Source organism: Vibrio sp. 397 (assembly GCF_033339395.1).
Lineage (GTDB): Bacteria > Pseudomonadota > Gammaproteobacteria > Enterobacterales > Vibrionaceae > Vibrio > Vibrio alginolyticus.
In genome coordinates this window covers 210,101-232,321 of record NZ_JAWOUN010000009.1, presented here as the reverse complement: position 1 = coordinate 232,321, position 22,221 = coordinate 210,101, and the positions used below count along the sequence as shown (strand labels likewise).

Here is a 22,221-nt window from a genome sequence, read left to right as displayed (position 1 = left end):
AAATGGAAATTGAACCGCTAGAAATTTTCTCAGATGGTCAAATGCCCGAGACATACAAAAAGCTTCAAGATTTGAATGTGTTCGGAAAGCTTAACTCACAGTTTCATAACTCGTTTGGGGTACAGGATGTCATTAAACTAGATCAAATTGAACAGCTAGATGATGCGGATAAGAAAGCTCAAATGAGTGAATTAATCACAGCCCTATCTACAAGAAGAGTGGATACTCAACCAGTTATTGCGAAGAAAGTAAAGAGGTTAACTATCTAATGGGAGCTCTTTCATTTTTAGCGAATCTAATCTCCTATAAACCCTATGAGATTTGTCAATTAGAAACAACATCAAGCATTGACCCTCACTCACTGCTAACTCACGATGGTTCAATGGTTACCCTACTAAAGTTGAACGGGGCTTACAGGTTCTACTCAAATAAGCAGGAGCTTGCCATACTTGACTTTATGGCAAGTAGAGCTCGACAAAATTTTACAGACAGTGGAAACAGAATAGATTTTGTTATCGATATTGATTCAAGTCGTTCTGAGAGCTTTGTGAACAAGTGTCTTAATACAGTGGACTCTGTATCAAAAACGATGGGCTACCAAAATGAGAAGTTAAACAAGACTGAAAAGAGCCTCATTTCTCAGCTAATTAAGCCAGAGATGACCTATATTGTATTGACTACGACACCCCAAACTCTTGATAGACCAAACATCAAAGAGGGTAATGAAAATAGAAAAAAATTGGCAGATGAATATGGTCACAGTTTAAGCAGTAGCTCTAAGACCCAGAATCACTGGGTAGAAACGATGCAGATTTACGACCAGCATCGTTCTTTTGTTACAGAAATGACTAATATTTTTTCTGAGTACGTTCTATTCGAAAAACTAGAGTCTCATCGTGCATTAAAGGAAATCAGAGATCTTCTATACCGAGACTTTGAAAACCAGGACCGTTGGAAACCATCCACACGACAAGAATCATCTCCTAAAATAATGAGCAATCATACCTACAAGGTTGATACTGATGAGATTGGGCATAGCTCCATACATTCGCAGATAGTAGAACAGCCTTTTGAGGATGCTAAAAGACCTGACTTTAAGTTTTTCAATGGTCACTGCTATACCACGCTTGAGCGTTACTTAGTCGGGGATGAGCCTATGTTAATGAGGAGTTTTATAAACCGAGTTAACAGAGATGTTCCTATGCGTATATCGTACACTCTGGTTTCTGGCTCCCAAAGTATACAAACCTCTAAAATGACTAAATCGAGTCTCACCACATTCGTTGCTAAAACTAACCCAATATCAAGTGAAATTCTGAAAGCCTGTAATAAGACAACAAAGTTCATTCAAGAAGGAGGGTGTGCAGTAGAGTGTTATATGTCGGTGACTGTTTGGGGTGATAACGAAACGGAAACTAATACACGTTTCAAAGCCGTACAAAGTGCACTTAGAGGTTGGGGAGGGGAAAGGCAACGTATGTGCTCATTTCCTATAGAGGGCCTTTTATCCTCTTTACCTGGCTATAGCTCAAGGCCTGTTGGGAGAGCGAGTAATGACAGTATTGAAACAGCCTTCTCGTCCGCTCCAATCATACGTCCTGCCTCGCCGTGGGACTCCGGCGTATTACTCTATATCACACCTGATGGCAAGCCATGGCCTATTGACTTTGATTCAACACAGTCACATCACTTGAATTTAGTTAGTGGATCTATGGGTTCTGGTAAGTCAGTTCAAGCTGGTGTATTAACCAGGGCAATGCATTTCTTAGCTGGAACGACATCGTTGCCTCTTATTGCGGGGGTCGACTATGGTGAGTCAATATTATTCACTGCCGAAACTGTTAGGGCAAACCTGAAGAAAGAGGATAGAGCTAAAGTAGGGGCAATCAGTCTTGCCAATGAAAAGACAAGCGCTTACAACATGCTTGAGCCACAATATGGTTACAATAAATTGGCTAAGCCGGAGAACAACACTGCGACTGCTTTTGTTACTAAGATAGTCAATGGTGGCTCGAAACAGCCAATCCACGTACAACTTGATAACTGTGTTTCAGCAATAATTGACAGTATGGTAGCAAAGGCTATTTCACAGCCTAGGAAAATTGACCCTTCGCAACCCGGCGTCGATAAAATACAGAAAGAGCTTGCTCACCATCTTGTACAAAAACATTTAAAGAGCGAGTCGTCGTACAGCTACCTAAACGCCCGTAATGCCCTATACAAAGCATCGAATGAAGAAGGTATATCTAACGCTCAACGACAATATTTCCTAAGATTGTCAAAAATAGCTCATAGGTATATTTGGCCGCTGATCTCTGACTTACCCAAAGAGGTAAAGTCGGCTGAACAGCAAAGCGCTATGGGTTCTTTCAAAGTTGGAGGAGAAAAACTACTGGACCTAATTGGTGCTTCAGTGCAGCTGATGACAGATCGATATAGCGCAATTTTAGGCTCATATCCGATGGTAGATTACTCTGACCTTTCAATGCTGTTTGTAAACGCTAAACCAGTTGTAGATTCCGCCCCAGCAGCGATGAAAAATGCATGGTTTATTCTTGCAAAAGGTCTAGCTCAAAGGCATTTCTGGGTACATGAAGATGATGTAAAAAATGATGCAGATCCTGTGTTTTATAAGCGTGCACTTCGAATTGCTCGAGCGAAAAAGCCTTTACCCAAGTATTACTTCCAAGACGAATACGAACAGGCTCAATGTCCTGAGTTAGATGAAAACTTTGATAAAGAAGTAAAAACAGCGCGTAAGTATCGTGAGATCATCACTTTATTGACACAGATGTACGAAGCTTTCCCTCCATCTATTCGCGACTTGGCTACTAATACCTTCATTTGCAACATCCCAGGTGTAGGTACAGAACGGGTGATTAAGGAACAGTTTAAGCTAACAGATGATGAGTTTGAATCTATAGAATCGTATGTCGGTAAAGCTGGAATTTTAAATGGCATGGGGCGCGGAATCTTGTACATAGGTAAGCTGAAGAAAATACAAGCGCCAATTATTCAACCTATCGTATCGGTGTTACCTCCTGGCTTAGTATGGTCATTAGCAAGTGATGCCGAAGATGTTCATGTCAGAAGAAAAGTAAAAGAGGCATTAGGTGACTCAGTACCTTATGATGAATTGAATATTGCATTAGGACAGGTTTTGTCGTTCCCAGATATGAAAGCACTCATCAAGAAGAAGGGTGAAGTCGATGATATGACTGACAAAGATGTTTACATTGATTGTATCAATAGGGTTAAAGAACATATTTTATTAAACGGAGTTGGTACGTGATAAAGAGATTTTTGGCATTTGTAACCGACTATTGTTTGATTAGCTTATTATTCGGTATTTTAGAGTTTTACGTCTTTGAACTAAATGCGTTGACTATCCAAAGCATAGGTTATTTCTATGTGTTCTTTTTCTTTACGATGATGGGCCAATACATACTTTTGAAGAGGACGTTAGGGGAAAAAATATTCAAACTTCAGGTGCAAGGAAAAGAAGGTGAGAACGTTGAGGTTTCTACTTATGTGTATCGTTTGTTCGGTACTCTAATTTGCTTAACGGTGCCGATTTTGTTCTTGATAGTTGTTTTCCCTAAACGTCGATCTCTGTCTGACCGGATGAGCTCGAGTAACGTCAAAACTCGTATAGTTTAAAGAATCTTTTCTGTGGCAATATCTATTGGCTCATCAGGGGATATTGTCATTGAGTGGTTAACACGCCATAGAGAAATGGGTGAGCGACTAAATCTATCTAAGTTATAAATCGAATCGTCAATTTGAACCATACTCCGGTAAATCACTTTTCCATGATTATTCTTCAGTTGCAAGATAAAGCTCGGCGTGGAGTAGTCCGAAGTGTTTCTTTGCATCTGAGTGGTTAGTATTTTCTGAATACTGTAACGTTTTGAGCCATTATCGATTTTAGATATTAGTGCGGTAAAAACCTTGCGTTCAAATGATGAAGTAATAGGTACCTGATTTGTCAATGAAACGATTGGTTGGATGTAAACGGTGTGTAGCTTAATTCTTTCTGAGTGCATTTGGCATAAGGTTGCTAAGACGAAATAAGGTCCTTCCACTTCTTTAAGTGCCGATTTGGCTAAAGGGCTCACCAAACGGGTAAACGACAGACACGTGTCATCAATTACTAAAGAATGTTCTTTTAACTCAATAGTATTGGTGATGAACATGCAAAATGCTTGTGGGCGTCCAGGGCCTTTCCACCCAGCCCCGGTTTTACGATAGAGTTTTGAAAAAGCGTATCTCAAACCTGTTGGTCCGATAAATATGTATTTATCAAGAGTACTACTTCCAAAGAGGATTTTATTGGCAGACCTCTTAAGTTTGAATAAGTGCTGTTCAGCCGACATAGATTTTCCGGAGAAATGCCAATTTGATAGTGTGTCGGTTAATAAATGATAATACAGCCTTTCTAACTTACTCTCTCCATGCCGTACACTGGGCGTTCGTGTTGAAGTTGACTTTGGATTAGTTGAATCAGTTCCAGTAGAAGGGAGCGCTCTGTGATAAATAAAGGTATTAAAATCTGATTCTTCGGACTCAGGCGAAATATCTCTATTTACCGCTTCTCTGCAACCTTTTATGTCTGAGTACAAGGGACAATTTTGCAGATGTTGGCCATGCTCATAATGATTCACCATGAATATGTAATCCCCCCTTTTACGTAGATACATTGTGGCTGGTGGTGATACACAGTGGCAATTGAGTACTGAATCAGAAAGACGGAGAATTTTTAATTTGGATTGGGCTTCTGGGCTTTTAATACGATTTTTAAGCAGCAAGGAAGGTTGTTCAAAAGTGTGATGTTCAGAGTCCAAATTTTTATCAGAACTAGATACAGTTATGTGCATGCGAACACCTATTAATAGAATGCAAAAATATACCACATTAGCTATGAGGCAATACCGCCTGTAAATCATTAAACGATGACAAATTAACTACAAAAGGCAAATATATAGTATGAGATATCTTCTAGTTACAGTTCATAATTATCCCAGGTTTTACAAAAGTGACGGTGAGATAGTTCACATTGATCTAAATTATGTGGATTCCAAAACTATTTCTTCATTAGATGAAAATGGAGATTTATTTCACGTTAAAGTATCTGGAAGTCCTCCGTGTGTTCGTGATATTTGGTTAATTGATTCGGTAGATGTGGCACTAGATACATTGGCTAGTTATGGGATCTATCCATTCAAGAATAAGGCCGCAGCAAGAGCGAATGCCAAAAGGCTTGGGCTTAGTGCATTCAAGTATATTGCTGTACCATAATAATCAATGGAAGTTTATGAAAACAATTTCTAAAGCTGTTCTTACAAGCATCTTATTGGTTTCTTTTGATGCTTATTCAACAGAGATATGGCGGGGTTTAATAGTCAAACCTGAGAATAGATGTTCTCCATACGATAAATCTCAACAATACAACTATTCTCAACGAGTAGAAGATCACATAGTAAGTAGTATGGGGGGATTGATATATGGCCCTTACACTGGCAGTTACTTTGAATCTGACCGATACACAGACATTGAGCATATAGTGTCAACAAGTGAAGCACATGATAGCGGAATGTGCTCACAATCCAGTGAAATGCGCATTCAATTTGCCAGTGATCTCCTGAATCTTACATTAGCTTCACCTACTGTAAACCGTTGTGGTGACAACGGTAAGTGTGGAAAGGACGCTGGAGAGTGGTTACCCCAAAAAAACAGATGCTGGTTTGCTAATAGAGTGGTCGAGGTAAAGTTGAAATACGCTCTAAGTGTAGACCGCAGAGAAGTGGAAACGTTAGATTCGGTACTAAGAAACTGCACAAGCACTGATATGATCGTATATGAACCTGCTGAGGAAAGTATAAAAACCACGAGAAACGTTTCAAAGTCCGCACCGTTACTTATGTATGACGAAGATAATAACGGTAGGATTACATGCAAGGAAGCTATCAGCAATGGTATTGCACCAGTAAGAAGATCACATCCTGCATACTCTTATATGAACGATAGAGATGGTGATGGGGTTGTATGTGAATAAATCGACTCTATCAATACGATAGGTGGACTTCCAAAAAGCGGGACTTCAGGTAGTAGAGATGACATTTTGCTTGATATGCTCATTAGCCCACCAGCGAATCGGTGGCTAAAACCTTTAAAAACTAACGAGGAACTGAGTATGGCAATCAAAACAAATATACTGGAGCTAAATGGACTAAATCCGGCTTATTTCACCAATACGGAATTACTCCCTCTCGACGATTATCTGACGGGTAGAGGAATTTATCTATTTCCACATATTGAGAAGAGATTTGGCAGTATTCCTTTAGAGCGCGTTGTTGGTCATAGCCAAGGCTATGATGCGATGAAGTGGGGGGACTGTTTAGGTGGGCGTCACTTAAAACGTATTGAGCGAGCCCTAATGGAACTCAAAGAAAATCCAAATTACTATTTAGATCATCATGTAAAACCAGGTATTTCTTTTACAAAAGTTGAGGATGCTTACTTCATTGAAGAGGGAAAACATAGGACCATAACTGCGCGGTTCCTCTATCACCACAACCAGGAAGTTTTTAGAAATACCTCCCCTCTTTCTAACGTAAACATTCACGAAAGGTTCATTGATCATGAGTATATGGGCTATGTATATGAGATCAACATGCTACAGAAAATATACCCGGAATTAGAGTTTGAAATGACTTATACCGACTCAAATAATGAGAGGTGCTTGGCAGTACACCCGACTAATTTTAATATGCCAAGTAGTTTCTTTACTCGGGGAGAAGTCGAAGAGTGCATAAAGCATTTAAAGAGTCCGAATCTATTAAACAAACTACGTTCACACAGACTGTACCAGCATATTGGAACTTCACATTGCTTAAAGCATATGTTCGGGAACATAAAGTAATTTGGTTGAGTTTTGCGTGACGTTGTCACTTGTGTCGTGGTCTAGTTGTATAGATGGTTTACTAAGCCTAGGCTAGGTTAAATGAAAACCATTTGTTAACTAGGTCATGACGTAAGATATTACAGTGTAATGGGAATTACTTCCTACCGAAGATGATGAATACTGTTCAAAAAAAACTTGTTTAACGAAGAAGGATAGCATGAACGATAATAAGCCGAGTAAAACTCAAACCTCATTTCTGAGACGTTTGTTAGTTGCATATCTAATTGATAGAGGTTTTAACACTGTCCCAGCAATAGTGGAAGCAACGAATATGCCTCGTAGAACCGCACAGGATACTATCAAAGCTATTCATGAATTGGAGATTAAAATTGAACACACTAAAGGTGGTGAGTTTAAGATAATAGATTGGGGTGCAGTAAATCGTGATTGGATAGAAATTAATCGACAGCACGTGTGTGATGTGCTAAATTATCCGAGTAAATTTGATGATTGAATTACCCCTTAAACGCGATACTTCAAAGAAGTCCCTTCACACTTTCTGATATTGAGTAATGCCATGATAGGTTTGAGGAATATACATGCCTTGTATTATTGATATTAACCACGATGTGAGTAAGAACAAAGAAAGCCAATGGGTCTCACTATGTGGTAAACACCTTTGGTTTAGTAATGACCCCCACAAAAGTATAGAAAATGCAAAACTAAGCGGAAAACCTATTTGCAAGACCTGTCGTAAGATTGCAGGAATTCCCATGTCTTCGAGAAGAAAACCCGAGGTCGAAGCTCCCTTTAAAATTTACACCGTTGGAGCTGGGGAAATCAAAGAGCGTATCGCAATCAAAGAAACCGATACCGGCTTTCGCACTCAAGGTGGTGATCTACAGTATAAAAACCAGAGACTTGATGCAGGACTTTGGAAAAATATTGGAGGAGATGCTTCAAAGTTAGTGACAACTAGGGAGCTTGAACAAGCGCGAAGCCTAGCTAAACATCAAATAACTATGCTTAAAGAGTATGTATCTAAACTACCGGAATTGATCACTAGTTTGGAGACCAAACTCAGTAAATACGAAGATTAAATATCAATTAATTATACGGATAATTAGCTTAGAACATGAAATCCAATTTCGAGACAAACACTGGTCTTAGGTTTATCTCAAAAGCTGAGACTGCATTTAAGATTCACATCCATACACCCGAAGATAAAATTCTTCATAGATCGGTTGGTTATATCCGTATTGGAGAGAAGAAAGGTTTAAAGAAAGCTATTAGGTTAAGGAACGAAATCGGCATAAAGTTGTGGGGGAAAAAGCTTTGGAAAAGAGTCTTGAATGAGCCTGAACTGTTTACCCGATTACCCCATAGTCTAGAGCCGAAACTAATAGAAAAGAACGCACCTATCAAATCAGACCCTCGAAGAAAAAAACTCCATTATTTGGCCAAGTGGTATGTATATGGTGATGACGGATCATTATCGACAAAGACTACAGTTGTGTCCGTGGAGAAGTATGGAAAGTTAGGGGCGTATAATAAAGCTAAACGTAAACTTACCGAAGTTTATAAAAATGAAATTGAAATATTATCTTACATGGATAGATTTAGTATTACTCTAGCTAAGTGAATGAGAAAATTATTAAAATGAATACGAAAAAATTTGTCGTTTCTACAGAGACAAGCATTGATACAGCCTATCGGCATTTCTGTAAAGCCAAAACAGATGATAGCTTAGACATCATGTTTGAAGGTGCTGAAAAGCAATTGGCAAATTTAGATTGTACTGGAGAGGAGCGCAATCGAGTCTTTCATAACATTTACATTGCATATGGACGTCGACAAGAAGACATCGATGGCGAAAGTACAAGTACAGAATATAAGGCACTGAGAACAGTTGATAAGAGCCTAGCTAATAACAAAAATCTAAGTACAGAAGAGCTACTGGGTGAGGCGCTAAGAGCAATGGAAAATAAGTAATGATCAAAATAGGATTCCCTGTACGCAGTTCATTACACAAATTGACGAAACTCTTTACTAAGCTGTTTAACCGATTGTTTGTATACCTTTCAGTTAGCAATTTACCACAAGTAATCTTCATGGGGGCGGCCATATTTGCTCTGTTTAGTGCGGTTTTAAGCTTAACCGAATCGATTAACTATGTTCTTGCTGGGATGGCTAACTATGGCTTCATCGAATTGCTGAGGATCTTAATCTACATTGCATTCGCTTTCTCTCTGATAATGAAAATGTGGAAAATTAGTATTACTAGCTTTATCTTGATCATTCTCTTCGGACTAGCTATATCAACTGGCTTATCCAACGGCTGGGGAAGTACATCAATACAGTTAGGCTATGCTCTATCTTCCGGGTTTAAAGGTCTGGCATTGATCCTACTTGGAGGAATTGCTGGTGGTGTTTCAAGATGTCTGTATTGGATCTACAATCGTTGGCCAAAATGATAGTAACCTTAGTGTTGATTTAGAGTAGCTATGAACATAACAAATTGTTCAAGAGTGATTCGGCACGTGTGGCATTTTGACTATGCGTTGGTTTAGGTGATGAAGGTGGTATGCGGCGGCATCAGTATTGCGTTGCTCAAACCTTAATAGGGCGTTTATGCTTAGGAGCAGAAGTTGAGATATTTGGAAGAGTTCGAATTGGCGATTGAGCGCTCAAGGTACCTTAAATTGTCTGATACACGCTTTAAGGCTTTAGATGCGAAATTTTGTAGTGATGAAAACCTTCAAAATTGCTTGGATTTTCTAAATTATCTATATAACCCACTAAAAGGCACCGATCTCGTAGGACAGTGTCTAAACATTCATTCTCAACTAATGAAAGCGGTAGAACATTTTTACGGAGCGCCACCAATATTCACTATTGGATCTATTACATTTGATGGAAATAAATATTTTGAGTTAACTGAGGATGATATCAAGTCATCAATTTTAGACTGTTCACCTACCAATATGGCCAATATTCACGCATGGTTGACGTTGCCTTCTATGGAGATACTAGATTTTACGTTTATTTCAGCTTACGAGAGTCAAGCTGGAGACAGTGGCTTTCCAAAAGTTGTCAGTCAGTTTGCTGAAAGTCTAAAACCGCACTTTCATTATCACCCAGTGTTGACAGGAGAAGAGAGTCTTTCAAAGTTAGGTTTATCGTCCAGTGGCTAGCACTTGTTCTGAGCTATTGCAATAGCTACCAGCTCGTCACCTCGCTTGCCAGCAGGGATAATAAGTATCAAATGCAACTGGCAGGTAGTTCGATTCCTGTCTAATAGTCACTTAAAGTCCTGGCAATCAGTTCCGACGTTTTATTTACCAGATTAGCTTTATTTTAACTCTACTGTGAGAGAGTAATAAAGTCTCATGCTAAAATAGCCGCGATCGCAATCGATACGCTGCCATTCCTAAATCGAAAATGCCCCGAAGTTTGCCAGACTCTGATTTGGGACACACTTCTTTTGTCATCATTTGACCTATTTTTCCTAATAACAGAATATTTAGTTTGATATAGACTGTTATAGCTTTGGCAGAAATGAGGAAGATATGAACACTAAGGAAATCGAAGAGCTTCAAAGGAATATGGATATTTTTTCAACGCCATTAGATGTTGAAAAGTACATAGATGAAGGGCTAATTAGCCGCTACAAGAATACCAAAACTCAGTTTGTAATCCATTGTTCTAAAGATGAGTTACCTGAAGAAGTCAGTGTACGGGCAAATAAAATAGAAGTCTTAACAAATAAAGATGGTTCCAACGCTCTAGTTTTGGGGCTTGACTTAAAAGTCAGAAAATAGTGCGTGTTGAAAACAGCTATTTTGTAGACAAAATGGGGTTTAAATGTGGTCTGATAAAGAGTCCTCACTAGACTTTTTAAATTTTAGTGAAACTGCCGAATCGATTAAGGATCTAATCACCGAAAAGGAATTGATGCCAATATCTGTTGGCGTTTTTGGGGATTGGGGGGCAGGAAAATCAACAATCTTAGAGCTAACCAAAAAATCAATATCTGAAGAGAAGCAAGACTACATTCAAGTCCATTTCGATGCATGGATGTATCAAGGCTATGACGATGCTAAAGCGGCTCTATTAGAGACAATTGCATCTACCTTGGTAAACCAAGCGAAAGACAACGCCAGCTTGAGCAAGAAGGCTAAAGAGTTTGCAGGACGTGTTGACATCATTAGATCTTTGGGATTATTGATGGATGGTGGTGCAGCTTTAGCTGGCGTTCCCACCATGGGTGGTTTTCAGAAGTTGATGGGGCTATTCAGTGGTGGAGAGGATCGCGAACTAGACTTTGGTGATGCCAAGGATGCAGTAGATGGTGCGAAGCAGATAGCTAAAGATAACAAAGAAATTTTAAAGCCTAAAAAGGCTTTTTCACCCCCAAAAGAAATTAAAGAGTTCCGCAATGCGTACTCAGACTTGTTGAGTGAATTTGATAAACCACTCATAGTCTATGTCGATAACTTGGACCGTTGCTCGCCATTTAATGCAATTTCGACGCTGGAAGCGATACGACTATTTTTGTTTTTACCAAATACAGCATTCGTGATTGCGGCAGACGAAGATATGATCCGCTTAGCTGTGCCGGAATATCACAAGGGAGCTTCGCAGCGCCACCAAACAGACTACCTAGATAAATTAATTCAAATCCCAGTACACGTTCCAAGACCTGGTACTCTAGAAATCAGAGCTTACCTGATGATGTTGACAGCTCAAGATCATGGCGTTACGAGTGACCAGCTTGAGGGGCTTAGGGAAAGCCTAGAGCAGTCTCTTCAGCTATCTTGGAAGCAGTCACCCATATCAGTCGATGAGCTTTTGGACGTTGATAAAGTTCAAGATGTTCAGGGTAAGGACGAACTCAGAAGTAAGTTCATCGTGGCCGAACAACTTGCTCCATTGCTCGCAGAGTCCTCCAATATAAATGGGAACCCTCGAATTGTTAAACGCCTCTTAAATCAGGTGAAAATGAGAAGAAAAACAGCACTCCGTCGTGGTATGCAGCTGGATGAGAAAACCATTACCAAATTGGTGATATTTGAGCGTTGTTTGGGGACTCAAGCAACAAACAAACTGTATCAGTTGATTGATACAGAGAGTGGTTCTCCAAAGATTCTGGCTCAATTGGAAGATCCAGAAGCTGAATTCGATGATATGGATTTACCAGAAGAGTGGAAGCTAGATTTAGCCTTTCTTGACAAGTGGTCGAAGCTACCACCGATGTTTGCAAATGTGAACCTGACCCCAGCGGCATACTTAAGTAGAGAGAGTATCCCCATGGGCCTAGTGAATGCAGTTATGTCCGGCGCTGCTCAAAAGCTTGTGAAGGATTTAATGAAACAAACGGAAAGACTAAGCCATACAAACCAAAATGCCATAGCAGCGACCCCAAGAGAAGACTATTTAGCTGTGATGGATGGACTAATTGAAAACTTCAGGACTGTAAGTGATTGGTCAAAAGCTCCCCCAGGCATATATGGCGCGAGACTACTAGCAGTTGAAGAGCCTAAATGTAAAAAGGCGCTACTAACTTACGTGAAGGGACTGCCAAAGCAAAGGTGGTTGAATGTAATTATCAAGGAATTAGAAAAGTAGGTATTAATGGGTACTTCAGCATCATCAACTGGCCCTAATAACCAGAGCCCACTCATTCCGTCATGGGCTGAACAAAGTCCGCCTGTAACAATTGAGCCAGCTCAAGATACTGGTGGCCCGGACGGGGAAAATCAAGGTGACAAGGAAATCGACAATGAAAAAGTTCAGCAGGAAATCGGCAAACCATCTGGTACTGCCAATCCTGCAAACCGTTTTGCAGGAGCTAGAAGAGAATTCGGGAATTATGCCAAGGCCGGAGGTTCAAGCTCTGATCTAAGGCGAGCACTAAAGAGTTATTCTAAAAAAGGCTCTGGTGGTGGAAAAACCACAAGCCGAAGGTTGGCTAGTGGGATAACGGCTGGTACTGGTTTACTTGGAGTAATGCGTGGAGACACTGTTACTGTCAACAACCAAAGCCTTTCCTTAAATGACTTGAAAGGCCTATCCACTGACCAAGCTATTGATAGAATTGCTTCACATTTGGCTCCTGATAATGCTGACTCAGACTCTGTGAGAATTGCCTTAGATTACGCGCTGGAAGAAGCGCTACCAGATACAGAAGATTTCGATCCAAATAGTTTTACTGAAGAAGTAATCCAACAAGCCATCGGCTGCTATTTAACTGACTTGATTTTCCAAGATGTGGTTGAAGGCATGGGCAGGGCTTGGTTCCACGTAGAACCTGCTAGCAAGCACCATAGCATGGAAGTTGAGCTAAGGGAGCTTATCAAGGTAATAGCTCAGGAGCAGCTAGACAAGGTCACTAATGGCAACCCTAGCAATATCACCAGAAATAACATTACCAAGATTCAAGCTGATACCATCGCAATGACCGTTGAAGAATGGGAGAGTTTCGATGACTAAGTTTTACTTCAATGATAATCCAAACCAACTACCTGAATATTCAGAGTCATGCCACCCTGTACAACTATTCCACACTCACGAATATGATCAAAAAAAACACAGCTTAGCTTCCAGAGGGCTACTGCAAACAGTAAGAGACTTGGGAGTTGCTGTTGAGCCTAAGGCAATCGATTTAATTACAATTGCTTCCGCTGTTACCGCAGCAGATACTTTTGAGTTAAGAGAGAAGGCTGAGAATGCTTGGTCAAGGCAAATGCACCTTCACATCCCTGTAAGTGAACCGAATATATGGAATGCAGAAAGCGCTGAGTTGAGTTCAATTTTGAACTTTCTTACTGGCGATCAATGGATGTTCACTTTTGAGCAGACATCAATGGAACTGCCTAAACCTAAGATAAGTAAGCAGGCTAAATATAAAGCCAAAACTCTTCTAGGAAAAAATGCTGTTTGCCTATTTTCTGGCGGTCTTGATAGTGCAGTGGGTGCTATTGATATCCTTAATGGAGAGTCAGAATATAAGCCTCTCTTAGTAAGTCACGCCTATCGTGGAGATGGTGCAAAACAGGAAGAAATTAAGACTTTGTTGTCTTCTCCATTTGCTGAGCTCTCCTATTCAATTTCTCCTCATATAATTAAAACATATGAAGGCAGAACGGACATAAGTATGCGTGGGAGAAGCTTTAACTTCTTGGCGATGGCCGTATTGGGCATTTCCGCACTGAGAAGTGCTAACTGTGATGCCAGTATTAAAACCATTATCGTTCCTGAGAATGGCTATATCTCAATCAATCCACCACTAACTAGAAGGCGAATAGGTAGTCACAGTACGAGAACCACACACCCCAACTTCTTGCAGAGGTTGGAAGAATTGCTGACACGCATAGGTTTTGACGTCAAATTCGTAAACCCTTATCAGTTTAAAACAAAGGGGGAGATGTTGGCTGAGTGCGTTGACCAAAACGCTATTAAAAAAGCCGTACCGCTAAGCGTTTCATGCAGCCACTGGCACAGAGAACACATACAATGTGGGCACTGCTTGCCCTGTCTAATTAGAAGAGCATCTGTTCATCATGCTGGCTTTGATGATGACGCACCATATAAAACAAAGCGATTGAAAACGCTAATTAAAGAGAAGGATACAAGAGACGACCTGCAAGCAGTTCAAACAGCCATTATCCGGTTGAAGCAAACCAATAATTACAAATCTTGGCTACGTAAATCTGGTCCAATCCCACTAGATAAGTCTATACGTAATGCCTTGGAATCAACGCTTAAGCGTGGTTTGATGGAAGTTGAAGTGTTTATACAGGCTAACAAAACATCATGATGGATATGCATTGCCATGTTGATCTATACCCCGAACATCAGAAGGTATTGGATGACATTGAACGCTCAAACTATTACGTATTATCTGTAACAACAGTGCCTTCAGCCTTCGAAGGCACTGTTAATCTCACAAAAGGGCTTAAGCATTGCAAAACCGCTTTGGGATTGCACCCTCAGCTAGCTCATTTAAGGAAAAATGAACTACCAATTTTCGATCGACTTATAGAGAAAACTAAATATATAGGTGAGATTGGACTAGATGGATCAAAAGGCTGGAGAGAGCATTTTGATGACCAATTATTGGTTTTTAATCACATTCTGAAAAAATGTGAGTCATTCAATGATAAAGTTCTAACAATACATAGCCTGAATGCAGTAGACGAAACCTTAATGTGTCTGAAAAAACACCCGAAAGCAGGCATCCCTGTTCTCCACTGGTTTTTGGGGACAAAAAAACAGTTATTAGAAGCTGTCGATATAGGTTGTTATTTTTCAGTTGGACCAGCAATGCTTTTCTCAGCACGTGGAAAGCGACTTATATCTTGGTTACCTAAAGATAAAATTCTTCTAGAAACAGATGGACCTTTTGCGAAAGTTTCGGGAAAAATACTGTTCCCCTCAGATGTTGATACCGTAATTCAGTATCTTTCTAAAGAATGGGAAGTGTCTCAATCAGATACAGTTAGACAGTTGAAGAATAATTTACGTCAATTAGTTGCTAAATGAATACATCTTTGTAGAGATGTTGTGCAATTGGGACCTATAAATGTAGATCTTGAGCTAGCCACCTTGTTGGGGTTTTGCGCCCATCCCCCCGAAAATGACCTTAGGGTCAAAATATAACCAAATTCCGATATGATGACCGAAAAATAAGAATCACTGGGGTCAATCATGAAGCAGTCAAACAATAAGCGCATCAAAATACTCAATAAGTCCGAAATCGCAGAGCTGTATTCCCTACCGACGTTTAGTCATGCTGAGCGAGAGGAGTATTTCTCGCTTGATGATGAGACTCAGAAACTTGTCGACGAATGCCGCCGTATCGACACCAAGTGCTATTTCATATTGCTGCTGGGTTACTTCAGAAGCAAGCCGATTATTCCAAACTTTGATTTTAACGCTGTTAAGGCAGATCTAGATTTCATCATATCGAAATACTTTAAGGGTAAAAGTATTAAAGCTAAGGATCTTTCTGCCTCAACCAAGACAAAACTAGTCAGTCGTTTGCTTAACTACACAGGTTACCAGTACTATCGCCGTAAAACGCACAAACTTGAAATACTAGAACGACTCCGGGATGTCGTTACGATCAGCGTCGATCCACGGTATGTATTTGATGAATGCATCGCATTCTTTAATCAAAACCAAATTGCACTTGCCGGGTATACGACACTCCAGGATCATGTATCTGAAGTGCTCATTTCTGAAAGAGCTCGAATCAAAAAAGTTCTTGAAAAAAGCATGACACCTAAAACAAGAAAATCACTACTAAAGCTTTTGGGTTCGGATGAGACGTTCACCGACCTATCCAGGCTAAAACAAATGGCGAAGGATTTCTCGTCGAGCCAAATCAATAGAGAACTTACTACTCATCAGGCAATAAAAGAGCTTTATCCAGAGCTCAAACAGATTATTGCCGAATTATCACTTTCCCCGAAAAACCTTGAATACTATGCCTCGCTTGTAAAGCATAAATCGGTTTATAAGCTTCGACGCCACTCTGATGACCAGTCACTGCTTTATCTGTGCTGTTATCTGTATTTCAGGTATCGTGAAACGAATGACAACCTAGTATCGGCATTTTTGTATCTAGTCCGGAAAATCACCGAATCTGGCAAAATATTCGCGAAACAAAAAGTCGCTGAAGATGTCGATGTTGTAAAAGACAGCCTCAAAGTTGCCGGAAATATCCTGAGCTTTTTTGTAGATCCAGATATCAGTGACAGCAGAACGTTCGGAGATGTTCGGAAGCGTGCGTTCAAACTCTTGCCGAAGAAGAATCTGAAACTTCTCAGCGCCCATTTAGATGATACTGATTTTGATACGGCCCAATATGAATGGGAGTATATAAGTCGGCAAACAAATAAAATTAAAAGGTTGCTGCGGTCGATTTTCCAAGCCGTTGATGTCGAATTCGGAGCAATCAAACCCGAATTGATTGAACAGTTCGCATCTTCGATCTCGGAGATAGCCGAAAATGGATCTATTTCAACCATTAATAAAAAACTGATCCGGAAATCTGAGCGCCAACACGTCTATGACGTTGATGAAACGAAAAGAACTCTCCGTTTTGAGTTTTACCTTTATCGAAAGGCCGCCCAGTTATTCGAATCTAACCAAATTTATATTGTAGAAAGCGAGCGGAATCGTAGTCTCGAGAGTGATCTCATTGCCACAGAAGAATGGAATGAGAAGAAGGAGCAGATCATCGAGAAATCTGGCCTTACCCACCCTCTAAAACATGTCGATACGATGCTTGCTAAAAAGCTAAGTGACTTAGAAGAGAAGCTAGCGTCCGTCAGCGACCATATCTTTAGCGGTGACAACCAATATGTCGAATTTAGCCAAGATCGTCATGAATTAAAGTGGTCAATACCAAATCGACGCTGGAAAGAGTCAGTCGATAATCCTATCTATAGCCAAATAAAGCACATGGGCATTGTTGATTTGCTTAAATTTGTACAGCAGAAGACCGGCTTTCTGGATGCTTTCTCTCACATATCGGCGAACCATGATGTTTTGTCGATCAATCATGATGATCTGATTGCTTGTGTTCTGGCGAATGGCACCAACTATGGCCTGTACAAGATGGCTAATATTTCTGACCGTTCGGTAGGCAAACTTCGAAGTGTAGAAGAAAGCTACGTCAGAATGGATACGCTAAATGAGTCGAATGACCTGGTATCCAATGCGATTGCAGCACTGCCTATTTTTGTTCATTATCACTTTGACGATAACAAGTTGTACTCCAGTATCGACGGCCAAAAGTTTGAGTGTCGAATCAATACCTTTAAAGCGCGTTACTCGTCCAAAGACTTCTTTAAAGGAAAAGGCGTATCATCGCTGACGCTCGTCTCCAACCACGTTCCGGTCAATACCAAAATTATTGGCGCGAACGAATACGAAGGGCATTTTGCCTTTGACCTTCTCTACAATAATACGTCAGACATACAGCCATTTACTTTATCCACGGATAATCACGGCACGAATAACGTCAACTTTGCGATATTGGATCTATTTGGTTACCGCTTTGCACCCCGGTATGCAAAAGTCAAAAACACCTTCTTCAAATTGTTTGAAGTTACAGAGGAAGATGGTTGCTCGATTCGCTTGAAGAAAGACATAAATTGCAAGCTGATCCAAGAGGAGTGGGATGAGATACAGCACATAATCTGCTCACTGAGCCGTAAAACAACGACGCAAAGCACTGTAATTCGTAAGCTCAGTAACGGTCAAAGTAAAACACTCCGAGCTCTCCAAGAATATGATCGGCTGATAAAATGCCTTTACCTCCTGGATTATGTTGATAATGCAACACTACGGCGATATGTCCAGCAAGCATTGAATCGTGGCGAAGCCTACCACCAGTTGAAAAGAGCCATTGCCTCCGTTAATGGGAATCGATTTAGAGGCGGAAACGATTACCAGGTTTCACAGTGGAATGATTGCTCCCGGTTAATCTCAAACTGCATTATTTACTATAACTCCGCGCTACTATCTGCCTACCTTAAAATAAATGAAGATCGGGGAAGAGATGATATAGCAGATTACATTGTCAATTTATCACCCGTTGCCTGGCAACACATTAATTTGAATGGTGAATATTCCTTTGACCAAGGTAGAACCGAAATCGATCTAGACGGCTTACTGAGTGATATTGAACCATTCTCAGGATCTCACGAGCTGATTGCAGCCTAGATGTTTGAGTCTTTGATTTTGCCTGGCCGTATATTTATGATGCTGAAGTATCAGGAATCTGAGTCAACGGTGTTTTCAAAGATTGTTGCTTGTAGGTAATCAAGTCAGGAAAAAGAGGAAAGCGGACATTTGTCGTTATTCACTTAATAGACATAACCGATAAAAAACAGAGGAGAGGATCTCTTCTGCGAACTTCATAAAGCAAATCCTTAGCAACTCAAGAAAATAGGCTACTTCATACTTCTAAGCAGAAGCCATAAATAAGTGAAAGTAAAAATTAGCTTGCTAACAAAGAATCAATCAGCTTTATCCAATCATCCAAGCTAGATTTGTGATCAACAGGTACATTGTTCCCATTGTTAACGAAGAATGTTGGTGTAGCCCAGACACTTTTTGTAGCGGCATAGCGAATTGGGGTTCTAGCATTAACGTAGATATCATTGTCGCCCATTCTCTTCAGAAAGGCTTCCCGATCTATATTTGAATGCGCTTGCGCTAAGTCAGCTACAAATTGACGCAAGTCTTCATGCGTTTTGTGTAGAAACGGCGCGTTATAAAACTGATCCTGGCGCTCGTATACAAACGTGGCGAAATCGTAAAACCTGCTAGCATCACCTTCAGCAAGGGCGAATAAACCTAAACTGATATCCCAGGCTTGTCGATGATTACTCAAGGTAATCATGTGTACCTTTAAGCTGACCGGATCATCCTGATAGTATTTCATTACGGCCATTAGTGTTGGCCAAGCAGCACGAGAGTGTGGGCACTGTATGTCGATAAAGGCATCAAGTGTGACAAGAGCAGCTGGGTCGCCTAGTAGAAAACCACTTGGGCGATGAGGAATAGGGATGGCCATATTTGTTTATCTCCTGAAGAGTTTAAAGTGCTTTTTCTAATTCGCGTTTAGTTTTGTGTTTACTACTAGGTGACTGTGTAAGGTTTTATGGACTGGGCATTTATCTGCAATCTCAAGCAGACTTTCCCGCTGCTCATCATTTAACTCACCTTCCAATGTGATTTCACGATTGAGGTGATCAATTTGCTGAGGGGCTTCATCACAGTGTTCACAATCCTTGCTGTAACTACGCTCATGATGCAAGTTAATGCCGATATTGCTTAGCGGCCATTTCTTTCTATCAGCGTACATACGGATCGTCATGGAGGTACAAGTGCCTAATGCGGCGAGCAAGTGTTCGTATGGATCGGGGCCTGCATTTATTCCACCCACCGCGACAGGCTCATCGGCTAGCCAGTGATGACTATTGCTATAAACGTTCTGCGCGAATTTATGGTCCTTTTCTTCGACGTAGACATGGCCTTTGGCTACCGTTTGCCCGGATTTCTCTACGATTGAGGGTTCGATATATCGGCTTGCCCAAGCTGCAATCGTTGTAGCAATGTATTCGGCATCATCCTTGTTGGAAACAAGGTGGTCAGCATTATCCAGGCTTACAAAGCTCTTTGGATGCTTGGCATCTTTATAAATTTTTTCGGCCTCGGCGATTTTTACTGTGCTGTCCATCGGCGAGTGCATGACCAATAATGCTTTTCGTAAGTTTCCAATCTCGGATTCGATTTGTTTAAGGTCTTCAACAAACTGTTTCTTAATAACAAACTTTCGAAAACCCAATGTGACTTCAGCTTTGCCTTCTTGATTGATCGTGTCTAGATTGGCCGCAAAGTTATGTACAACATGCTGCGCCTCGTGAGGTGCTCCAATGGTTGCAACGGCTTTCACTTCGGGTAAGCGGTGAGCTACTGACAGTACGGCAGCCCCTCCCAAACTATGGCCGATCAATAAACTCGGTGCCTGATAATTCTCTCTTAGAAAATCTGCGGCTGCTTTTAAGTCATCCACATTGGAGGAGTAATTGGTGTTAGAGAAGTCCCCATCGCTATTTCCTAAGCCCGTAAAGTCGAACCTTAATACCGCGATACCTTTTGCGGTCAAGGCTCTAGCAATTCTAGAAGCAGCTGCAATATCTTTCCCACAGGTAAAGCAGTGTGCAAATAAGGCGTAGCTGGAAACTCTCTGGTCGGGCGATTCCAACATTCCTCTAAGGGTAATGCCATTGCTGACAAATTCGACTTTATTCTTCATAGCTTATACCTCGTAGCTTATACCTTAAGCCTCTGCTTCTTGATGGGTTTGAACAGCGTTGACTTAAACCGAGTAACTAAGGTCTCTTAAGGTGACAAATTCTTCGGCCATTGTCGGGTGAATACCAATCGTGCCGTCGAATTGATCTTTAGTGAGCCCTGCTTTGACTGCTACGGCAAAGCCTTGAATCGCTTCACCAGCGTCAGGGCCAACCATGTGCATACCGACGACTTTTTGAGTGCCCTTCTCAACCAGCATACGCATCAATACTCGCTCTTCACTTCCTGATAAGGTGTGCTTAAGGTGTTTGAATTCTGACTGGTATACCTCTACCGGCACACCTTTGGCCTTAAGCGCGTCTTCAGATAGCCCCACTGTTCCAATATTCGGTTGGCAAAAGATTGCGGTGGGAATATTGTCATAACTGATGCTTTTGCTGCCATCACCATATTGCTGGCTTACGAACACCATCGCCTGAGCTGTTGCGACGGGCGTCAATTCCGGCGTGCCAATCACATCACCCAAGGCATAAATCGATGGGACGGATGTTTGGAATTGGTCATTGACTTCAATCGTTGCATTATTACGAGTCGTTAGACCGACTTGTTCTATGCCTAAATCGCTCGTCAAAGACTTTCTGCCTGTTGCATACATCACCTGGCCAGCACTTAAAATCTCGCCATTATCCAGTTGGCAAACAAGGGTGTTATCCGATTGTTTTTCAATCTGGGTAATGTTGGTCGAATAATGGATATTCACGCCTTTTTTCTGCATTTCATTGGCTGCAAATTGTGCAGTAGGCTGGTCGAAGTTCTTAAGTAGTTTATCGCCGCGATAAACCAAATGAGTCTCGACACCCAATCCATTCATAATGCCGGCAAATTCAACCGCAATATAACCACCACCGACAATCACAATTTTTTCAGGAAGCTCTGGTAAATAGAAAACCTGATCCGAGCTAATCACATGTTCCGAACCTGGAAACGCTGGTACGCTTGGTGTTGCGCCAACTGTTACAAGAATCTTCTCAGCTGTGATGGTCTTACCATCAACTTCAACGCTATTGGGGGAAGTCAGTCGAGCGCGTCCCCAAACGATATTGACGCCTGCATTTTCTAAGAGTTTTTTGTAAATGCCGTTAAGGCGCTCAATCTCTTTGTTCTTGTTTTCTAGCAGCGCCGGCCAGTTGAAACGGCTTTCACCGACTTCCCAGCCAAATCCCGAAGCACCTTCAAACTCCTCTGAGCAATGTGAAGCGTAAACAAATAGCTTTTTAGGAACACAACCTACGTTGACGCATGTGCCCCCTAGGTATTTTTCTTCTGCAATAGCGACTCTCGCGCCAGTTGCGGCAGACATTCTTGCTGCACGTACGCCACCGGAGCCAGCTCCTATTACAAACAAATCATAATCATATTGCTCAGTCATAGTGTTCTCGCAGTACCTGTTCTGTTAATTGGTTAAATAGTAATAGTCTTAA

At 41.0% G+C, this 22,221-nt stretch carries 21 protein-coding genes; 17 read left to right on the top strand and 4 right to left on the bottom strand.

Annotated features, from left to right (window positions below; translation table 11 throughout):
• The first annotated feature begins 2 nt into the window (after window positions 1-2).
• From R7P36_RS16360 to R7P36_RS24815, 3 genes are read left to right on the top strand one after another with little or no spacing between them, the layout of a single operon-like run.
• A complete protein-coding gene (locus R7P36_RS16360) occupies window positions 3-269 on the top strand; it encodes a hypothetical protein (protein ID WP_025634882.1) in 267 nt (88 codons plus the stop codon).
• Window positions 269-3,292 carry a hypothetical protein gene (locus tag R7P36_RS16355; RefSeq protein ID WP_213899626.1) on the top strand — a complete coding sequence of 1,008 codons (3,024 nt, stop codon included), beginning with the start codon at window positions 269-271 and terminating at the stop codon, window positions 3,290-3,292. Before R7P36_RS16360 ends, R7P36_RS16355 begins: the two co-directional genes overlap by 1 nt.
• Window positions 3,289-3,660: an RDD family protein gene (locus R7P36_RS24815; RefSeq protein WP_025767057.1), complete on the top strand. Its 372-nt coding sequence runs from the start codon at window positions 3,289-3,291 to the stop codon at window positions 3,658-3,660. The genes R7P36_RS16355 and R7P36_RS24815 overlap by 4 nt, the downstream gene beginning before the upstream one ends.
• Here the strand turns inward: R7P36_RS24815 and R7P36_RS16350 are convergent.
• Entirely contained in the window at window positions 3,657-4,877 is a 1,221-nt protein-coding gene (locus R7P36_RS16350; RefSeq protein WP_206937398.1) for a hypothetical protein, read from the bottom strand. The genes R7P36_RS24815 and R7P36_RS16350 overlap by 4 nt on opposite strands.
• Window positions 4,878-5,314: 437 nt before the next feature.
• Here R7P36_RS16350 and R7P36_RS16345 point away from each other — a divergent pair, with 437 nt between their 5' ends.
• From R7P36_RS16345 to R7P36_RS16280, 14 genes are all read left to right on the top strand, one after another.
• Entirely contained in the window at window positions 5,315-6,055 is a 741-nt protein-coding gene (locus R7P36_RS16345) for an excalibur calcium-binding domain-containing protein (RefSeq protein ID WP_025767055.1), read from the top strand.
• A gap of 138 nt (window positions 6,056-6,193) precedes the next feature.
• Entirely contained in the window at window positions 6,194-6,922 is a 729-nt protein-coding gene (locus R7P36_RS16340) for a hypothetical protein (protein ID WP_206937400.1), read from the top strand.
• 199 nt (window positions 6,923-7,121) lie between these two features.
• A complete protein-coding gene (locus tag R7P36_RS16335) occupies window positions 7,122-7,418 on the top strand; it encodes a helix-turn-helix domain-containing protein (protein ID WP_025634893.1) in 297 nt (98 codons plus the stop codon).
• A gap of 85 nt (window positions 7,419-7,503) precedes the next feature.
• Window positions 7,504-8,004: a hypothetical protein gene (locus R7P36_RS16330; RefSeq protein ID WP_025634894.1), complete on the top strand. Its 501-nt coding sequence runs from the start codon at window positions 7,504-7,506 to the stop codon at window positions 8,002-8,004.
• Window positions 8,005-8,039: 35 nt separating this feature from the next.
• Window positions 8,040-8,546, top strand: coding sequence for a hypothetical protein (locus R7P36_RS16325; protein WP_029811849.1), 507 nt, complete (start codon window positions 8,040-8,042; stop codon window positions 8,544-8,546).
• A gap of 17 nt (window positions 8,547-8,563) precedes the next feature.
• A complete protein-coding gene (locus R7P36_RS16320) occupies window positions 8,564-8,896 on the top strand; it encodes a hypothetical protein (RefSeq protein WP_029811850.1) in 333 nt (110 codons plus the stop codon).
• Window positions 8,896-9,378 (top strand): hypothetical protein, encoded by a 483-nt coding sequence (locus R7P36_RS16315; RefSeq protein WP_206937402.1) that lies wholly within the window; start codon window positions 8,896-8,898, stop codon window positions 9,376-9,378. Before R7P36_RS16320 ends, R7P36_RS16315 begins: the two co-directional genes overlap by 1 nt.
• Window positions 9,379-9,552: 174 nt before the next feature.
• Window positions 9,553-10,098, top strand: a complete 546-nt coding sequence (locus R7P36_RS16310) for a hypothetical protein (protein WP_213899625.1) — start codon at window positions 9,553-9,555, stop codon at window positions 10,096-10,098.
• 375 nt (window positions 10,099-10,473) lie between these two features.
• Window positions 10,474-10,725 carry a hypothetical protein gene (locus R7P36_RS16305; protein WP_206937404.1) on the top strand — a complete coding sequence of 84 codons (252 nt, stop codon included), beginning with the start codon at window positions 10,474-10,476 and terminating at the stop codon, window positions 10,723-10,725.
• A gap of 43 nt (window positions 10,726-10,768) precedes the next feature.
• Window positions 10,769-12,532, top strand: coding sequence for a P-loop NTPase fold protein (locus R7P36_RS16300; protein WP_025634902.1), 1,764 nt, complete (start codon window positions 10,769-10,771; stop codon window positions 12,530-12,532).
• Between the two features lie 6 nt (window positions 12,533-12,538).
• Window positions 12,539-13,396: a hypothetical protein gene (locus tag R7P36_RS16295; protein WP_054574966.1), complete on the top strand. Its 858-nt coding sequence runs from the start codon at window positions 12,539-12,541 to the stop codon at window positions 13,394-13,396.
• Window positions 13,389-14,723 carry a Qat anti-phage system QueC-like protein QatC gene (gene qatC, locus R7P36_RS16290; protein WP_025634087.1) on the top strand — a complete coding sequence of 445 codons (1,335 nt, stop codon included), beginning with the start codon at window positions 13,389-13,391 and terminating at the stop codon, window positions 14,721-14,723. Before R7P36_RS16295 ends, qatC begins: the two co-directional genes overlap by 8 nt.
• Window positions 14,720-15,448, top strand: a complete 729-nt coding sequence (gene qatD, locus R7P36_RS16285; protein WP_025634089.1) for a Qat anti-phage system TatD family nuclease QatD — start codon at window positions 14,720-14,722, stop codon at window positions 15,446-15,448. The genes qatC and qatD overlap by 4 nt, the downstream gene beginning before the upstream one ends.
• Window positions 15,449-15,613: 165 nt before the next feature.
• Complete coding sequence (locus R7P36_RS16280) at window positions 15,614-18,640, top strand: Tn3 family transposase (RefSeq protein WP_213899624.1); 3,027 nt, start codon at window positions 15,614-15,616, stop codon at window positions 18,638-18,640.
• 277 nt (window positions 18,641-18,917) lie between these two features.
• Here the strand turns inward: R7P36_RS16280 and R7P36_RS16275 are convergent, their stop codons facing one another.
• From R7P36_RS16275 to gorA, 3 genes are all read right to left on the bottom strand, one after another.
• Window positions 18,918-19,496: a DsbA family protein gene (locus R7P36_RS16275; protein WP_213899623.1), complete on the bottom strand. Its 579-nt coding sequence runs from the start codon at window positions 19,494-19,496 to the stop codon at window positions 18,918-18,920.
• Window positions 19,497-19,532: 36 nt separating this feature from the next.
• Window positions 19,533-20,741, bottom strand: coding sequence for a bifunctional alpha/beta hydrolase/OsmC family protein (locus tag R7P36_RS16270; RefSeq protein WP_213899622.1), 1,209 nt, complete (start codon window positions 20,739-20,741; stop codon window positions 19,533-19,535).
• Between the two features lie 63 nt (window positions 20,742-20,804).
• Window positions 20,805-22,169, bottom strand: coding sequence for a glutathione-disulfide reductase (gene gorA, locus R7P36_RS16265; protein WP_213899621.1), 1,365 nt, complete (start codon window positions 22,167-22,169; stop codon window positions 20,805-20,807).
• Window positions 22,170-22,221: the final 52 nt, after the last annotated feature.

Coding starts and splice junctions, on each gene's coding strand:
- R7P36_RS16340 (WP_206937400.1), top strand. CDS start 6,194: ATGGCAATCAAAACAAATATACTGGAGCTAAATGGACTAAATCCGGCT.
- R7P36_RS16305 (WP_206937404.1), top strand. CDS start 10,474: ATGAACACTAAGGAAATCGAAGAGCTTCAAAGGAATATGGATATTTTT.
- R7P36_RS16335 (WP_025634893.1), top strand. CDS start 7,122: ATGAACGATAATAAGCCGAGTAAAACTCAAACCTCATTTCTGAGACGT.
- R7P36_RS16280 (WP_213899624.1), top strand. CDS start 15,614: ATGAAGCAGTCAAACAATAAGCGCATCAAAATACTCAATAAGTCCGAA.
- R7P36_RS16360 (WP_025634882.1), top strand. CDS start 3: ATGGAAATTGAACCGCTAGAAATTTTCTCAGATGGTCAAATGCCCGAG.
- R7P36_RS16350 (WP_206937398.1), bottom strand. CDS start 4,877: ATGCACATAACTGTATCTAGTTCTGATAAAAATTTGGACTCTGAACAT.
- qatC (WP_025634087.1), top strand. CDS start 13,389: ATGACTAAGTTTTACTTCAATGATAATCCAAACCAACTACCTGAATAT.
- qatD (WP_025634089.1), top strand. CDS start 14,720: ATGATGGATATGCATTGCCATGTTGATCTATACCCCGAACATCAGAAG.
- R7P36_RS16345 (WP_025767055.1), top strand. CDS start 5,315: ATGAAAACAATTTCTAAAGCTGTTCTTACAAGCATCTTATTGGTTTCT.
- R7P36_RS16320 (WP_029811850.1), top strand. CDS start 8,564: ATGAATACGAAAAAATTTGTCGTTTCTACAGAGACAAGCATTGATACA.
- gorA (WP_213899621.1), bottom strand. CDS start 22,169: ATGACTGAGCAATATGATTATGATTTGTTTGTAATAGGAGCTGGCTCC.
- R7P36_RS16355 (WP_213899626.1), top strand. CDS start 269: ATGGGAGCTCTTTCATTTTTAGCGAATCTAATCTCCTATAAACCCTAT.
- R7P36_RS16270 (WP_213899622.1), bottom strand. CDS start 20,741: ATGAAGAATAAAGTCGAATTTGTCAGCAATGGCATTACCCTTAGAGGA.
- R7P36_RS16315 (WP_206937402.1), top strand. CDS start 8,896: ATGATCAAAATAGGATTCCCTGTACGCAGTTCATTACACAAATTGACG.
- R7P36_RS16295 (WP_054574966.1), top strand. CDS start 12,539: ATGGGTACTTCAGCATCATCAACTGGCCCTAATAACCAGAGCCCACTC.
- R7P36_RS16330 (WP_025634894.1), top strand. CDS start 7,504: ATGCCTTGTATTATTGATATTAACCACGATGTGAGTAAGAACAAAGAA.
- R7P36_RS16275 (WP_213899623.1), bottom strand. CDS start 19,496: ATGGCCATCCCTATTCCTCATCGCCCAAGTGGTTTTCTACTAGGCGAC.
- R7P36_RS16325 (WP_029811849.1), top strand. CDS start 8,040: ATGAAATCCAATTTCGAGACAAACACTGGTCTTAGGTTTATCTCAAAA.
- R7P36_RS16300 (WP_025634902.1), top strand. CDS start 10,769: ATGTGGTCTGATAAAGAGTCCTCACTAGACTTTTTAAATTTTAGTGAA.